Annotated in this window: 12 protein-coding genes; 9 read left to right on the top strand and 3 right to left on the bottom strand. The window is 55.8% G+C overall.

Features of this window, described 5'->3' with window-relative positions; all coding sequences use genetic code 11:
• Positions 1 to 93 precede the first annotated feature (93 nt).
• From dapA to alaS, 7 genes are all read left to right on the top strand, one after another.
• Positions 94 to 969, top strand: coding sequence for a 4-hydroxy-tetrahydrodipicolinate synthase (gene dapA, locus AAC060_RS10935; RefSeq protein ID WP_339826050.1), 876 nt, complete (start codon positions 94 to 96; stop codon positions 967 to 969).
• On the top strand, positions 969 to 1,451 hold the full coding sequence (gene smpB / locus AAC060_RS10930; RefSeq protein WP_339689488.1) for an SsrA-binding protein SmpB: 483 nt from the start codon (positions 969 to 971) through the stop codon (positions 1,449 to 1,451). Before dapA ends, smpB begins: the two co-directional genes overlap by 1 nt.
• Positions 1,444 to 2,073: a DUF2062 domain-containing protein gene (locus tag AAC060_RS10925; protein WP_339826047.1), complete on the top strand. Its 630-nt coding sequence runs from the start codon at positions 1,444 to 1,446 to the stop codon at positions 2,071 to 2,073. The genes smpB and AAC060_RS10925 overlap by 8 nt, the downstream gene beginning before the upstream one ends.
• Positions 2,063 to 4,504 (top strand): response regulator, encoded by a 2,442-nt coding sequence (locus tag AAC060_RS10920; protein ID WP_339826044.1) that lies wholly within the window; start codon positions 2,063 to 2,065, stop codon positions 4,502 to 4,504. Before AAC060_RS10925 ends, AAC060_RS10920 begins: the two co-directional genes overlap by 11 nt.
• A 147-nt stretch (positions 4,505 to 4,651) precedes the next feature.
• Positions 4,652 to 5,743, top strand: coding sequence for a recombinase RecA (gene recA / locus AAC060_RS10915; protein WP_339826041.1), 1,092 nt, complete (start codon positions 4,652 to 4,654; stop codon positions 5,741 to 5,743).
• Between the two features lie 324 nt (positions 5,744 to 6,067).
• Positions 6,068 to 6,694 carry a glutathione S-transferase gene (locus tag AAC060_RS10910; RefSeq protein ID WP_339826039.1) on the top strand — a complete coding sequence of 209 codons (627 nt, stop codon included), beginning with the start codon at positions 6,068 to 6,070 and terminating at the stop codon, positions 6,692 to 6,694.
• 55 nt (positions 6,695 to 6,749) lie between these two features.
• The gene (gene alaS / locus AAC060_RS10905; protein ID WP_339826345.1) at positions 6,750 to 9,398 is read left to right on the top strand and encodes an alanine--tRNA ligase; all 2,649 of its coding nucleotides are present in this window, start codon (positions 6,750 to 6,752) and stop codon (positions 9,396 to 9,398) included.
• Here alaS and AAC060_RS10900 read toward each other — a convergent pair.
• Positions 9,376 to 11,205, bottom strand: coding sequence for a cation:proton antiporter (locus AAC060_RS10900; RefSeq protein WP_339826037.1), 1,830 nt, complete (start codon positions 11,203 to 11,205; stop codon positions 9,376 to 9,378). The genes alaS and AAC060_RS10900 overlap by 23 nt on opposite strands.
• Positions 11,206 to 11,403: 198 nt before the next feature.
• On the bottom strand, positions 11,404 to 12,624 hold the full coding sequence (locus AAC060_RS10895; RefSeq protein WP_339826035.1) for an NADP-dependent isocitrate dehydrogenase: 1,221 nt from the start codon (positions 12,622 to 12,624) through the stop codon (positions 11,404 to 11,406).
• A 180-nt stretch (positions 12,625 to 12,804) separates the two neighbouring features.
• Here AAC060_RS10895 and AAC060_RS10890 point away from each other — a divergent pair, with 180 nt between their 5' ends.
• Positions 12,805 to 13,539 (top strand): phosphatidylserine decarboxylase, encoded by a 735-nt coding sequence (locus tag AAC060_RS10890; protein ID WP_339826033.1) that lies wholly within the window; start codon positions 12,805 to 12,807, stop codon positions 13,537 to 13,539.
• Positions 13,540 to 13,576: 37 nt separating this feature from the next.
• Complete coding sequence (locus AAC060_RS10885) at positions 13,577 to 14,371, top strand: phosphatidylcholine/phosphatidylserine synthase (RefSeq protein ID WP_339826031.1); 795 nt, start codon at positions 13,577 to 13,579, stop codon at positions 14,369 to 14,371.
• Between the two features lie 360 nt (positions 14,372 to 14,731).
• Here AAC060_RS10885 and AAC060_RS10880 read toward each other — a convergent pair whose 3' ends face one another.
• On the bottom strand, positions 14,732 to 16,723 hold the full coding sequence (locus tag AAC060_RS10880) for a TonB-dependent receptor (protein ID WP_339826028.1): 1,992 nt from the start codon (positions 16,721 to 16,723) through the stop codon (positions 14,732 to 14,734).
• Between the last annotated feature and the right edge of the window lie 97 nt (positions 16,724 to 16,820).

Here is a 16,820-nt window from a genome sequence, read left to right as displayed (position 1 = left end):
AGGCGCTGAACGGCGAACTATATCACCGTTAATGTTTAAAGTAACTTGGCGGTGGCTTTGCCAATTTCCAAGCTAAATATAAAGGATTATTCCATGTTTTCCGGCTCCATCCCGGCTCTGGCGACCCCCTTTCGCGACGGATCGTTTGCCGAAGACCAGTTTCGCGCACTTGTTGACTGGCAGATTGACCAGGGCAGTAGCGCTCTCGTGCCCTGCGGGACCACAGGTGAAGCATCGACCTTGTCCAATGCAGAGCATCATCGGGTTATCGAAGTGTGCATAGAACAGGCGGCCGGCAGGGTGCCGATCATCGCAGGTTGTGGGTCCAATGATACCACCAATGCCCTGTTGCATCTTACTTTCTCGAAAAAATGCGGTGCAACTGCCGGTCTGGTGGTGGCGCCTTATTACAACCGTCCGAATCAGGAAGGGATTACGGCCCATTTTACGACCCTGACCGAGAGTATTGATCTGCCTCTGGTGCTATATAACGTACCGGCGCGCACCGTCACGGATATCCAGCCCGAGACCGTTGCGGCCCTGTCAAAATTGCCCGGTATCGTGGCAATCAAGGATGCCAGTGGCGTTCTCGACCGGGTCACCGAACATCGCCTAAATTGTGCTGATGATTTTATACTCCTGTCCGGGGTCGACGAACTGTCGCTGGCGTTCAATGCTGCCGGTGGTGTTGGCTGTATTTCGGTAACCGCCAATGTTGCCCCTAAATTATGCGCGGAGTTTCAGGCGGCCTGTGCTGCGGGCGACTATGCCAAAGCACGCGAGTTGAATGATGTGCTCTATCCGCTGCACAAATCTCTATTCTCCGACGCTTCTCCGGGCCCGATCAAATATGCATTGTCCCGGGTCCTGCCGGACTTCTCGCCAGACCTGCGCTTGCCGATGACACCTCCGTCCGAAGCCAGCCGCAAAGCTGTGGATGCCGCCCTGGAAGGGGCAGGTCTAATCTAATGGCAAAACCGCGGCCGGTGGAATTTGACAAGCAGAAGATCGTCGCCGAAAACCGGCGCGCGCGCTATGATTATTTTCTCGAGGAACATTTCGAGGCCGGTATCATGTTGACCGGAACAGAGGTCAAATCATTGCGTTTCGGATCGGGAGCCATCGCGGAAAGCTATGCCGAGGTTAAGGACGAGGAAGCCTGGCTGATCAACTCCAATATTCCCGAATGGAGCCATGGCAACCGTCATAATCATACGCCGACCCGTCCCCGCAAGCTGCTGCTGAAGCGTCGCGAGATCAACAAATTATATGCGGCCGTGATGCGCAAGGGAATGACCGTTGTGCCGCTGTCGATCTATTTCAACAGCAAGGGCAAGGCAAAGCTCGAATTGGCGCTGGCCAAGGGTAAAAAGGCTCCGGACAAGCGGCAGACCGAAAAAGATCGTGACTGGAAACGGCAACAGGGCCGACTGATGCGCGAGCATGGATAATTCCGATTTTGATCCTCCGCCGAAAGATTGGGGCGCGCGAACAATCAAACGCTTTGGGGTTTGGCTGGACAAAAAAATGCCGACCCGGGCGAGCATGGCCAAGAATAGATATTTGAAGCCAATCGCGCACCGGTTTTTACGATCAGATCTGTGGCATTTTAATCGTCGGTCCGTCCCGCGCGGGGTGGCGCTTGGAATGTTGGCAGGCTTTCTGATTCCCTTGGGCGGGCAGACTTTTGTAGCATTGTTCCTGGCTTTACCCATTCGCGCCAACGTGCCGATTGCTGCTGTAACCACATTTATCACCAATCCGTTCACTTATCCGTTCTGGATCGCCGTTGCCTATCAGATCGGTAAACAGCTATTGCAGATTGAACCGGGTGCATCCGGCCAAGCCGTTCACGAAGTTGTCGATACGCAATTTGTGAGCGAAGTTGCTCAATGGCTGGGTTGGCTTGGGCGCGAAGCGGCGGTAACGTTCTTTGGATTTGCGGTGTTGGGCGTTGTTTTCGCGGCGGTCGGATATGTGGTCAGTAGCTTTGGCTGGCGCTGGTGGATCGGTCGGAAAAGGCAGTCGGTACTGGAAAAACGGCGTTTGGAACGGTCGGGCGATGGCCAGTAAAGCTCAAAATGATAGCGGGTTGTTGAACCACAGTACCCGCAAGTCGTTGATTGGTGTACGGATAAGAGCGGCGGTGCTGGTTGTGGCGGTGGCGGCTTCGGCCGGGCTGCTATACTGGCAAGTGCAGAATATCGCTGTGATCAGCGCCTTTGTCGCTCTGGTAGTCAGCATGACAGCTATTGCCTATTTTTTGCGTCCACAAGCCGAAGAGAACGATCGGCATTATGCGGATCCCGGCGATTGGGCGGTTACGCGGATGGTTGCCGACCAGTCGGAAATCGGTCTGGCGATTACCGACCGGGCTGGTCGACTGGTCTGTGCCAACGAGCTTTTTACCAAATGGTTCAATGGTCCGGCCGTTCCACCCGAACTGCCATTGCAAGCCGGCGGTAACGAGCTTCTCGCGACCGCTGGCCGCACAGCGTGGAGGGATGGCCGCGGCTATGCGGAAGGTCTGAAACGCGGGGTCGCTGAATATAGCGCGAAGGTTGTCCGCACGGGGCAGGGCGATGAATATCTCCTGTGGCAGATGATACCGCAAATACAGGCGGATATCCTGGATGACATGATCCGCCTCGTCAGTGGCGGCGGTGGCCGGGCATTTTCAGAATCCGGTATTTTGGCCAGTGTCATTGGCGGCGAAGGACGTATCCGCGCGTCCAACCAGGCCTTTGCCTTGCGCGCAACCGGTCGGGTTGATGCCAATATAGCTGGCCGCAATTTCATCAATTTCCTGCGTTCCGACGATAAGGGCACGATATTCTTTGAACGCGAAGGACGGCACGGCACGCCGGTCCGTCTGTTCCACGTTCCGTTAGACCGGGAAAAGGAAAAGGCTCCTGCGTTGATTCTGATGATCGACGATGATGGTGGGATGGTCGAACGCGGCAAAGCGCTGGAACAGGTTGAATCGATGTTATCGCTGTTGCCGCTGGGCTTGGCGCTGATCGACCGTGACGGTCGTTTCCTCTTCTTCAACGAGGCCTTCGCCAAAACCGCAGGCATCGAGGAAAAGGAACAGCCGCTCTATCCTGGCGATCTGATGATCCGTGATGATAAGTCGGCGGTTGCCGATGCCGTGCGTCGCTACGCCAGCGGGCCGCCACTGGCAGGCGATCTGGCGGTGCGTTTGCGCAATGGCGGCGAAGAGTCGGTCGCGCTGGGTATTGCCGGCGTTCGAGGACTGGGTGAAGCGGCGGTGCTGCTGTCGATCCGGGACAATAGTGAAGAATCGAAATTAAAGAGTCAGGTCGCGCAGGCTACGAAAATGCAAGCCGTAGGGCAGTTGGCCGGGGGCGTTGCCCATGATTTCAACAATATCCTCACCGCTATCATCGGTCATTGTGATCTGATGCTGCTGCGCCATTCGCCGGGTGACAGCGACTATGATGATATCCAGCAGGTCAAGAATAACAGCAACCGGGCGGCGGGCCTGACCCGCCAATTGCTTGCTTTCTCGCGCCAGCAGACTCTGCGGCCGCAAGTGCTCCAGCTGCCAGATGTGGTGGCGGACGTGTCGAACCTGCTCAAGCGGCTGCTCGACGAGACGATCGAGCTGGAAGTCCGCCATGGCCGCAATCTTGGTCTGGTCCGCGCAGATCCGGGCCAGCTAGAGCAAGTGATCATCAACCTTGGTGTAAACGCGCGGGATGCCATGCCGCAGGGCGGCAAGATTTCGATTTCGACCCAGGCAGTGGTCGCGTCCGACGTTCGCGCGCTGAAAAGCGATATCCTGCCCGTCGGCGACTATACTGCGCTGATCTTCGCCGACTCCGGAAGCGGTATTCCACCGCATGTCATCGGCAAGATTTTTGAACCGTTTTTCACCACCAAGGCGGTGGGCAAGGGTACCGGTCTTGGATTGTCGACGGTTTACGGGATCATCAAACAGTCCGGCGGCTATATTTTTGCCGATTCGAAACCGGGTGAGGGCACCACTTTCTCGATCTATTTCCCGGTTCACCATCCGACTGCGGAAGACGTCGCGCGCGCTAGCCTGAGTTCGCCGCCGGTCAAGGCGACGGCTAGAAAAGAATTGTGGGGAAGTGCCCATATTCTGCTGGTCGAGGACGAGGATATGGTCCGCGCCGTCGCGGAGCGGGCTCTGATCCGTCAAGGCTATACGGTTGTGACCGCCAGCGAAGGCGAGGAAGCCTTGGGGCTGTTGGCCGCTCAGGTCGATGAAGAGCAGAAGTTCGACATTATCGTATCAGATGTGGTGATGCCGAATATGGATGGTCCGACCATGGCCAAGCATGTCCGCAAACAATATCCGGATCTGCCGATATTGTTCATGTCCGGTTATGCCGAGGAGCAGTTGCGCAAGTCGATCGATCTCGACAAGGTGAATTTTCTTCCGAAACCGTTTTCGGTGGCGCAAATAGCAGAAGCGGTAGGAGAGACTCTGGCCGAACATGCTAAGCCCGACTAGAAAATGGCGGTATTTCGATTTATTTTCAATAAACTAGCCTCTCAATAAAAAAATTATGTTCCCCTCTTGTTCTATGAGAACAAATGCGGTACATCATCACAATCATTGATTGATGATAGTTAAGCATTTAGCGAAGGGGACAGGCAAATGGCCGGCAATTTAAAAGTCGTAGAATCGGATAATCAGTTGAACTCATCAGACAGACAAAAAGCACTAGACGCCGCGTTGGCGCAGATCGATCGTGCCTTTGGTAAAGGCTCGGCCATGAAGCTGGGCCAGCGCAAGGCGCTAGAAATAGAAGCTATCTCCACCGGTAGCCTCGGACTGGATATCGCGTTGGGAATCGGGGGATTACCAAAAGGCCGCGTGATCGAAGTTTACGGACCGGAAAGCTCCGGCAAGACCACGCTTGCGTTGCACGTGATTGCCGAAGCGCAGAAAAACGGTGGCACTGCTGCCTTTGTCGATGCGGAACATGCGCTCGACCCGGTCTATGCCAAGGCATTGGGCGTCAATACCGACGAGTTGATCATTTCCCAGCCCGACACCGGTGAACAGGCGCTGGAGATTGTTGATACATTGGTGCGTTCCAATGCGATTGATATTTTGGTTGTCGATTCGGTCGCTGCTCTGGTTCCGCGCGCTGAAATCGAAGGCGAAATGGGTGATACCCATGTCGGCCTGCAGGCCCGTTTGATGAGCCAGGCGCTGCGCAAGCTGACCGGTTCGATAAGCCGGTCCAAATGTATGGTGATCTTCATCAACCAGATCCGCATGAAAATCGGCGTGATGTACGGCAATCCGGAAACCACCTCGGGCGGCAATGCGCTGAAATTCTATGCATCGGTCCGGCTCGACATCCGCCGCACCGGCCAGATCAAGGAACGCGACGATATTGTCGGCAACACCACCCGTGTCAAAGTGGTCAAAAACAAGGTCGCGCCGCCGTTCAAGCAGGTCGAGTTTGACATCATGTACGGTCAGGGCATTTCCAAGGTCGGCGAGATTATCGATCTTGGCGTGAAGGCCGGCGTTGTCGAGAAATCGGGTGCCTGGTTCTCCTATGACTCGGTTCGCATCGGGCAGGGACGCGAGAATTCCAAACGCTTCCTTCTGGAACATCCGGAAATGATGGAAAAGCTGGAAAATCAGATTCGCGGCAAACAGGAAGAAGTGGCCGAGGAAATGATGAACGGTCCCGTGTCCAAAGCCAAAGACAATGATGATGATGAAAAATAGGTGATCGGACCATCAGAGAGGTGACTGATGTCATCGCTCTGATGGTCGCGCCTCCCGGTCGAAGGCCGTCTCTCGTTTCCCGGCTGACGCTGGAACGGGAAAACCAGAATATTATAAGTTTTGCCGGATCACTCTCCCCCGAGGCGATCCCTGGCATAGGGTCGTCCTTCTGTCCCCCGACTGTAGGACGGCCCATTTTTATTGGCGTTTTCTATAGGTAGTGGACTGCTAAAATCCGGGAAAAGATTGACATTTGGCTCCTTACAACGCTTCGCTTGACCCAGCTTTGACAAACCGCGAGCTTTTCGGAAGGCCAATATAGCAATGACCATCATTCTGCATCATCTTGAAAACAGCCGCTCGCAGCGGATCATCTGGTTGCTCGAGGAACTCGGCCTGCCTTACGAGATTAAACGCTATGAGCGGAATCCCAAAACCCAGAAAGCCCCGGACAGTCTGAAGGCTATCCATCCGCTCGGCAAGTCGCCGATGATCGAGGATGACGGGGACGTGATTATTGAAACCGCGGCGATTGCCGAATATCTGGTTGCGAAAGCCGACGGCAAACTGGGTGCGCCGGGTGACGCCAAGAATGCGCGACTCTATACCCAATATCTCCACTTTGCCGAGGGATCCATGATGCCGCCATTATACGGGCTGCTGGTTGTGGGACGTCTAGGCCTGCTCGGCCTGCCAGCGCGCAAACCGGTTGGCCAGATGGTCACTGACTTGCTTGTCTGGCTGGAAACCGAGCTGGCGGACCGGGACTATTTTGCTGGAGACCAACTCACCGCCGCCGATATCATGATGAGCTTCCCGCTCGAAGCATGTCAGCTCCGTGCTGGACTGGACGATCGCTATCCCAACCTGCAGGCTTGGCTGGCGCGCATTCATGCTCGTCCGCAATATCGTACCGCACTCGAAAAGGGCGGTCCTTATGCCTATGCATGATTTTCGATCCATTCTCGGGATTGTCAACGGCAGATCGCTCCCCTAAGTCGAAATGATGCAAACCACCAATGATATAAGACGGTCTTTTCTGGACTATTTCGCCGCCCAGGGTCACGAGATCGTCCCCTCGTCGCCGCTCATTCCCTATAATGATCCGACGCTGATGTTCATCAATGCGGGTATGGTCCCGTTCAAGAATATCTTCACCGGTGCAGAAAAAAGCCCTTATTCTACGGCTACTTCCAGCCAGAAATGCGTTCGCGCCGGCGGCAAGCATAATGATCTGGATAATGTCGGCTATACCGCGCGCCATCACACGTTTTTCGAAATGCTCGGGAATTTCTCCTTCGGCGACTATTTCAAGGAGCAGGCGATCCACCATGCCTGGGACCTGATTACAAAAACCTGGGGTATTTCACCCGACCGGTTGACCGTGACCGTCTATCATACTGACGATGAAGCCTTTGACCTTTGGAAGAAGATTGCAGGCCTTCCGGATGAACGTATCATTCGCATCGCTACCGATGACAATTTCTGGTCGATGGGCGATACCGGACCCTGCGGCCCTTGCAGTGAAATATTCTATGATCACGGCGACCATATTCCCGGTGGTCCTCCGGGCAGCCCGGACGAAGACGGCGATCGCTTTGTCGAAATCTGGAACCTCGTGTTCATGCAATATGACCAGCGCGGCGAGGGCGATCGCGTCGATCTGCCCAAGCCGTCGATCGATACCGGTATGGGACTCGAACGTGTTGCTGCCGTCATGCAGGGCGTGCACGACAATTATGACATCGACCTGTTCAAGGCGCTGATCGCCGAGTCCGGGTCGCTGACCGGCACGGCCACGACAGGCGATAATCAGGCCAGCCACCGGGTGATTGCAGACCATTTGCGGGCTTCCTCTTTCCTTGTCGCGGACGGCGTCCTGCCATCGAACGAAGGCCGCGGCTATGTGCTGCGCCGGATCATGCGCCGGGCCATGCGCCATGCCCACTTGCTCGGCGCCAAGGATCCGTTGATGCACCGGATGGTCGGTTCGTTAACGGGCGAAATGGGCAATGCATTCCCCGAGCTGATCCGCGCGAAACCGCTGATCGAAGAGACATTGCTTCGCGAGGAAAATAATTTTCGCCGGACATTGGCCAATGGCCTGAAGCTGCTCGATGCCGAAATCGCCGATATGGGTGAAGGTGATATCCTGCCTGGCGAAACCGCGTTTAAACTCTATGATACATTCGGTTTTCCTTATGATCTGACCGAAGACGCTTTGCGCGCCCAATCGCTGGGTGTGGATCGCGACGGCTTTGACAAGGCGATGGCGGAGCAAAAAGCCGCTGCCCGTGCTGCCTGGAAAGGGTCCGGCGATCAGGCTTCCGACGCTGTGTGGTTCGATATTGCAGAGCGGGAAGGCAGTACCGAATTTACCGGCTATACGTCCGAAGAGGGCGAGGGCGTCGTTGTCGCACTGGTCAAGGATGGCGTAGAGATTGAAGTTGCCAATAAAGGCGATACGGTCACCCTGCTGACGAACCAGACGCCTTTTTACGGCGAAAGCGGCGGGCAGATGGGTGATGCCGGCAAGATCTCTGGCACCGACAGTTTCGCCGCTAGCGTGACCGACACCAGAAAACCGCTGGGACGGCTCCATGCCCATCAGATCGAAATCAGGTCGGGCTCCGTGTCCGTCGGAGACATGGTGCACCTCGAAGTGGATGGAAACCGGCGCACTGCGTTGCGTGCCAATCACAGCGCCACCCATTTGCTGCACAAGGCGTTGCGGCATCATCTCGGCGACCATGTGACGCAGAAGGGCAGTCTCGTCGCTGCTGACCGCCTGCGCTTCGATTTTTCGCATCTGTCGGCTTTGACCGAAGCAGAAATGAAAGCCGTCGAGGCTGATGTGAACGCGCAGATCCGCGGAAATAGTCTGGTCACCACGCGGTTGATGAGCCCCGATGAGGCCGTAGAAGCAGGCGCACTGGCTCTTTTTGGCGAAAAATATGGCGATGAAGTGCGCGTGCTGTCGATGGGCCGGGAAGCCGATCTCGATTATTCGGTAGAATTATGCGGCGGCACCCATGTCCAGGCTCTTGGCGATATTGGGTTGATGGTCATCATTTCAGAATCCGCGGTCGCCAGCGGCGTCCGGAGAATCGAAGCGCTGACCGGTGAAGCGGCACGCCTGTGGTTTGGCGACCGTGACGCCAAGCTTAAATCTATTGCTGCGACGCTCAAGGCTTCTCCCGAAGAAGCAGCGGATCGTGTCGCCATATTGGTTGAAGAACGCAAAAAGCTGGACCGGGAACTGACCGAAGCAAAAACTGCGCTGGCATTGGCCGGCGATGGCGGAAGCACGCAAGCGACCGAGACGGAATCCATCGGCGGCGTCGCGTTTAGCGGCAAGGTCATTCAGGGCCTGAATCCCAAGGAATTGCGCGGTCTGGTCGATCAGGCGAAAAAGGAACTGTCGAGCGGTGTCAGTGCGATGGTTGCGGTTAACGACGGTCGTGCAACGGTTGCGGTCGGAGTGACGGACGACTTGACCGAGCGCTTGAGCGCGGTCGATCTGGTTCAAGCCGGGGTTGCTGCAGTTGGCGGCAAGGGCGGTGGCGGTCGTCCGGACATGGCGCAAGGCGGAGGGCCTGATGGCGCAAAAGCCGATGAAGCGATTGCCGCTATCAGGTCTGTTCTTGCGGGCTGAGACCGTCCGGCACCAAATCGTCAGCTGTCGCCTGTCCGGTGGAAGTGGAATAGGATTTCAGTTTGGGTTCCTGCTCGAGATCGCCGTCTTCCTGAATCTGCTTGCGATAGATATCGCGCAGTTCATGGATCGAGGCGATGACCGGGCCCATGGCAACGCCATTTTCGACCAGCACGGCTTCAGATAATTGCAGGGAACCCTCTAGCGCTTCTGGAACCGCATTCGTCGCACCTGCTTGATAGAGCTCTGCAGCATGCTCGATATCACGGGCCCTGGCAATGATCGGCAGGTCCGGCACCCAGGCGCGGACCTTCTTGACGATCTGTACAGAGAGCACTGGCTCATCCATCGTCAGGACCAGAGCTTTTGCGTGGCCCAGCCGCAAACGGTCGAGCATTTCGTTGCGGGATACATTGCCGAACTTGATGGGATAGCCTTCGCGGCGGGCCTTTGCGACCGTATCAATGTTGGTCTCTACCGCCAGAAATTTTTGATTATGGGTGATCAGCAAGTCGGCGATCAGCTTGCCGACCCGGCCAAAGCCGATAATGATTGTTTGCTGGGGTTCAACCTGTTGCTCATCCGGAGCCAGGTTACTGCCGCTGCGCATTTCCATTCTTCGGGCAATGTCATGGCCGAACCGGGCCAGCAATGGTGTGATGGTCAGGCCGATTGCGGTCACGATCTGCCAGAATGCTGCAGTTTGTGGCTGGATCAGCTGCGCCTGCATCGCCGCAGCCAATACGATCAACGTGGTTTCCGAGGGACTGGACATCAAAACGCCGGCTTCGGTAGCCGTGCCTGCCCGAGCACCGGCAAAACGCAGCAGGCCGCCGGTAACGGCAGCCTTGACCACAACCACGCCGACGACCGCAGTGAGAAGGCTTGCCCAGTTTTCAAGGACAACGCGAATATCGACTTGCATGCCAACGGTGATCAGAAACACGCCAAGCGCTAGGCCCTTAAACGGCTGGGTGATCACCTCGACTTCACCGTGATATTCGGTTTCCGCGATGAGCAGGCCAGCGAGAAGGGCGCCGACGATCGGTGACAATCCGGTAGCGGCTGTCGCAAGGCTAGCGAGGATGATGACCAGCAAACTGACGGCGAGGAACAGCTCGGGGCTCTTGGTGCGAGCCGCTTGCGCAAAAATTCGTGGCAACAGCAGTCGCCCGAGGACGAGCATGCCCGCAATCACCGCGCCGCCCAGCAGAAGCGTCCGCCATAGATCACCCCATCCGCCATCGGCGGTTATCGCCGGAGAGATGGCGCCCAAAAGGAAAATGATCGGAACAATGGCGACGTCTTCGAACAGAAGCATGGCCAGAGCCGCGCGACCGACCGGGCTTTTGGTGCCAGACATCGGTAGTACCAGAGCGGTCGAGGACAGCGCCAAAGCCAGTCCCAGTCCCAGGGCACCAGCCGGATTTTGACCGAGCAGATATAGGACAGAACCGATGATCAGTCCCGACACCAGCAACTCTGCCGCACCGACCCCGAAGACAAGGCGGCGCAGGGACCAGAGCCGTTTGAACGACAATTCCAGCCCGATCGAGAAGAGCAATAATATGATACCCATTTCGGCGAACGGCTCGATCGCTTCGCTATCGCTGATCGTGACAAATTGTAACCATCCATATTGGCTCTGGAGAGAGCCGAGCCCGGACGGTCCGAGCAATATGCCGACTAGAATGAAGCCGATGATCGGCGTGATGCGGAAACGGGTGAAGGCAGGAATAACGATTCCTGCCGCACCGAGGATCACGATGGCATCTATGAAGGCTGGATTTTCGAGCGGACTGTGCATGGTGCGTCTCTATACGCGAACGATGCTATTTGTCAGCAGGTTACGTGATGGAGGACGCAATTGATAGGAGAGCCTGTGATTATCGTTGAGTTAGCTCACGATAGTTCGTTGCTGCGGCCTATCCCCAGGGGGATCATCGGATTGGAGCTTGGGCGACAGGATATCCCATCGCCCGAAGCTTCCATCATTCCGGAATTATTATTTCCAGTTTTCCATTTCCGTTTCCAGATTGGAGCGAACCGCTTCAAAAAACTGCTCGGTCGTCATCCACGACTGGTCTGGACCGATAAGGATCGCGAGATCCTTGGTCATGTCGCCATTTTCAACGGTCTGGATACAGACACGTTCCAAAGTTTCGGCGAAGCGCGTGACGTCTGGTGTGTTATCGAATTGGCCACGATAGATAAGGCCGCGTGTCCAGGCAAAGATCGACGCAATCGGATTGGTCGATGTTGCCTTGCCTTGCTGATGCTGGCGATAGTGGCGGGTTACCGTACCGTGCGCGGCTTCTGCTTCGACACAATCGCCGGTTGGTGTCATCAATACCGATGTCATTAAGCCGAGCGAACCGAAGCCCTGCGCGACTGTGTCCGACTGGACATCGCCATCATAGTTTTTGCAGGCCCAGACGAACTTGCCGCTCCATTTCATTGCCGAAGCAACCATGTCATCGATCAGACGATGTTCGTAGGTGATGCCAGCCTTGTCGAACTTGTCTTTGAACTCGGCTTCGAAAATTTCTTCGAACAGATCCTTGAAACGCCCGTCATAGGCTTTCATGATCGTGTTCTTGGTCGACAGATAGACCGGCCATTGACGGTTGAGGCCATAGTTCATCGATGCGCGGGCAAAATCGCGAATCGAGTCGTCCAGGTTATACATCGCCATGGCAACGCCCGGGGAGGGGAACTGGAAGACTTCCTCGTCGATTTTATCGCCATTGTCGCCTTCCCAGATCAGCCGCAGCTTGCCGGGGCCCGGAACCTTGAAGTCGGTCGCACGATATTGGTCGCCAAAGGCATGACGACCGACAACGATAGGATCTGTCCAGCCTGGTACGAGGCGCGGCACATTGTCGATGACGATGGGTTCGCGGAATACAACGCCGCCCAAGATGTTCCGGATCGTGCCGTTCGGGGATTTCCACATCCGCTTCAGGCCGAATTCTTCTACCCGCGCTTCGTCGGGTGTGATCGTCGCGCATTTCACGCCAACGCCATGTTTCTTGATCGCATTGGCTGCATCGACGGTAATTTTGTCGTTGGTTTCATCGCGTACTTCGATCGCGAGATCATAATAATGCAAATCAATGTCGAGATAAGGTTCAATCAATCGTTCACGAATCCATTGCCAGATGATGCGAGTCATTTCATCGCCGTCAAGTTCGACGACTGGATTTTTGACCTTGATTTTCGACATATCGTGTAGACTTTCCTGAAACGGGAGCAAAAGGGAGGACTGATTGTTGCGAGCCTCTTAGCAAAGATTGTCATTTGTTCAACCTTGAGTTGCTGAGGGCCGTGCAAAATCGGCATCGCGAATTGCCGATAAATCAACGGGAGTGTTGTCAGAACAATGGGCCGTCTCTAAGTAGCATCAATGGCAATCGAGAAATATTCAAACAAAGGACTGGGAGAAGCCAAATGGGCTTTTCCACCGATCCATCCTGAAGGTCGCAAATTTGCGGTCATCGCTGGCGTCATCACCGCATTTTTTGCGGTCATGGCCTGGGAAACCCTGGCTTGGCCGATGGCGGGCATTACCGTGTGGGTATTGGCGTTTTTCCGCGATCCCAAGCGGGTTACGCCACTCGACGAGAAATATATTGTTGCACCTGCCGATGGCCTGGTGAACCTGATTATGCCGGTGAAGCCACCCGTTGAATTACAGGGCGAGGGCGGCCTTGGCGATGAAGAGTTGATCCGGGTTTCGATTTTCATGAGTGTGTTTGATGTGCACGTTAACCGGACGCCGATCGAGGGAACGGTCAAGCGTCAGGCCTATATTTCCGGAAAATTTCTGAACGCGGACCTTGATAAAGCGAGCGAAGAAAATGAACGGCAACATTTCCTGGTCGAACGCAATGACGGGCTGAAGGTAGGTTTTACCCAGATTGCGGGTCTGGTAGCACGACGGATCATGGCCTTCGTCAAGGAAGGTGATTTTGTCGCCGTCGGACAGCGAATCGGACTGATTCGTTTTGGTAGCCGCGTCGATGTCTATCTGCCCAAGGGGACTGAACCCAATGTCGTGTTGGGGCAGCGGACGATCGCCGGTGAAACCGTGATCGCGATCATCGGGCAGATGAAAGAGATTGAAGGCGTCGGCCAATGACAGTCGTACCATTCGCCGTCAGATGGCAGCAATATTGATGGCTGACAAAGGTTCCATAAAAAGACCCGAGAGAGGCATATCTTTGCGCGCCTTTGTCCCGAATGCGGTCACAGCGCTGGCGCTGTGCGTGGGTTTGAGCAGCGTTCGCTTCGCTTATCTGGATAATTGGGTGCTGGCAGCGGGATCAATTGTTCTCGCGGGGATATTGGATGGTCTGGATGGCCGGATTGCGCGCCTGTTAAATGCACAGAGCCGCTTTGGTGCCGAACTCGACTCGTTGTCGGATGTTATCGCTTTCGGTGTTTCTCCGGCGCTAGTGATGTTCCTCTGGTCGACCCAATATATGCCGCAATTTGGTTGGGTGTTGGCACTCACTATGGCGGTCGGTTGTGCGCTCAGGCTAGCGCGTTTCAATGCTTTGATCGACGAAGATGATCAGCCTCATAAATCGGCTGGGTTTCTGACCGGTATTCCGGCGCCGGTCGGTGCCGGTCTGGCAATGTTGCCCCTTTATCTGTGGATGATCACCGATCAGGAAATTTTCCGCCATTATGCGCTGGTGTCGCCGTGGATTGTTCTGATCGCGTTTCTGATGATTTCCAATACTGCAACGTTCAGTTGGTCGTCATTACGCCTCCGCAAGAACATCAGGCTTGAAGGGATCGCCGTGGTTGCACTGGTTGGTGTTGCCCTGATCAACTCCCCGTGGATCATGCTTACAGCAATCAGCATCGTCTATCTGATAATGATTCCCTTCAGCGTCAGAAGCTACGCGAGAGTCAGGCGGCAACGCGCAGCGGAACGGGCTGTGCCGAGCGATACTGTTTCATAAGCTGGGGCGTTTTGACTGTCCGGTGACGATAGGTCGTCTGCGGTAAGATCGCCGCCGAATGATTGGTCGAAAATTCGCTCTCAATGACGCTGAGAATTTTCCCGCGATATTGAACAAACATAATGGTGATGACGAATAAGGCGCCGGCAAAAGCGAGTGCAAAAAAAGTAGCGATAGCGATACTAAGCATGATACGACCTCATTTGTTCTTTCAATGAGCGCCTAATGTTCCATTTATGTTCTCATTGTCAAGCGCTTTGTGAATCATGGTGACAATACGAGCCGGGAATCAAAAAGTTGCGAGATGCGGTGGCGGTATCGGCTACCCGTTCGCTATTCGCGGTGAATCTACCTTAATGGTCAGTCTCCTCCGAATCTTATCCGCACACCACCGTTAAGAGTAAATCCGTCGAGGGGTGCCCATGCATCGACTGTCCATTGACCGCTGGCAGCCCGTTGCGGAAGCAATAGTGGATCGTAACGGGTCTGGCGGATATTGAGCAAATTTTCTGCGTTGACGAACAGGCTGATGCCGCCAAGCACGATCTCGCCCAGAATGCCGAGATGGACGTAAGCCCGGCTGTTTTGCCGATAGGGATTGTCTTCAAGCTTCTGCTTGCCGGTATAATAAGCTTCCAGACCGATGCGGCCCTTGCCATGTTCTTCCCACATCCCGACAAGTCCGGCAGTGTGACGCGGTGTCAATGGTGTGGTGCGGTGACCGGGGCCTGTGGGGTCGGGCTCGCTACTGTCGACGAAGACATAGCTTCCGGTCAGGGTATATCCGTTCTGCTTGAACCGGAGCAACAGTTCCGATCCGCGAACGCGCGAGGTTCCGTTGATGTTGGCGAGACGCACGCGGTCTGGCGCGATCTCCACAAGTCGGGTCGCATTTTCGATATTGGCGCCGAACAGGGTGACATTGGCTTCGAAGGGGCCACGGGCGTAGCCGATATCCAGCGAAGCGGTCCGGGCTTTTTCAGCAGCAAGATCGCCAAGCGGTTCCAGCCGTGACAGCCCCGCTGCCTCGATTTCGTCGACGAACGGCGTAGGCGCAAAGAAGCCGCCACCAAGTGATCCGCGGATCGTCCAGAAGCCGGGCCGGTAAAGCGCCGAAAGCCGGGGGCTAAACTGCGTGCCAAACTCGTCGTGAAAATCGACGCGCGCGCTTGCCGCCAGAGTCAGGTCCCGCGTTGCCTCATGCTCCAGCTGCCCGAAAATTCCTGGCACATCGTAGTTATAGTCAAATGCGGAGAATGTCTTCGAACGAAAGCGGTCTGATTGAAAGGCGACGCCGCCGACCCAACTGGTTGAACCGATGCCGCCCGATACCGATGCTTCGGTAAACAGGTTTTCGTGACGGTCATCCTCAATGGTTGTTCCGAAACGGTGCAAATGGTCCTGCCGCATCGCAGAAGCGCGGAGATGCAAGGTTGTCGTGGACCCCAATGGCGTTTCCGCAACCAGACCTGCGTCAAGACGATCAGTGTCCTGTGTCTGCTGGAACGGTGATCCGCCGGGCACCAGACGGCCGGGCAGGGTGCCGCCAATTCGCTCCTCGGTCATCATGCCAAGGGTGAGGTAGACGGAACTGCCGTCTTCACCGTCCCATTGAAATCGCGGGCGGGCGGATAACCGGTCATAGGCCGGAATGTCGTACCAGCCATCGCCGTCAATGTCCTGGCCGCTTTGACGATGGGCACCGGCGGTTAGCGACACCCCGAGGCCTGAGGCGAGCGGCGTGGATAGATAGCCCGTGATGTCCTGCCCGTTGCGGGTAGTGGTATTCATCAGGATCTCTGCCGCGAACCTATCGTCCGGACGTCGGGAGATCAGGTTGATCACGCCGCCAAGTGCTGACGATCCGTAAAGCGCGAAAGCAGCGCCCTTGATGACTTCTACCTGGGAAAGGTCGGTAGGAGGAATCTGCAGCAGTCCGAGCGATGCGGATTGTCCGCCATAAAGCGGCAGGCCATCGGCCAGCAACTGGGTATAGCGTCCTTCGAGGCCCTGAATGCGCACATTGGCAGCGCCAAGGGCAGGAGAGGTGACCTGCACACGCACCCCGCCGGTTTCGCTGACCAGCATCGCGATATTGCCCGGACGCATAATCGCTTTTTCTTCAATCTCTTCACCCGCGATCACTTCGACGCGGATCGGCTCATCCTGTACGCGTCGACGGTTGCGGGTACCTTGAACAATAATGGCTTCTTCGGCTTCATCATCGTGATGGTCGTCGGAATGTGCCGCTTCATCATGATTATCTTGTGCGACGGCCTGTGCCGCAGCCGGGGCAGCAAAAAACAACGTGCTCGCAGAAGCAAGAAGGAGCGGGCGGTAGCAGGATGTCATGAGAAGTCTTTCGTGAAAATATGAAGGTTGGAACATTAGAGAATGGGCGATCGGATCGCCGGGAAGGAGGCGGGCGTAGGCAGATGCACTCGCAGCA

The sequence above is a fragment of the uncultured Parasphingorhabdus sp. genome (assembly GCF_963975555.1).
GTDB lineage: Bacteria > Pseudomonadota > Alphaproteobacteria > Sphingomonadales > Sphingomonadaceae > Parasphingorhabdus.
This window is presented reverse-complemented; position numbering and strand designations above follow the sequence as displayed.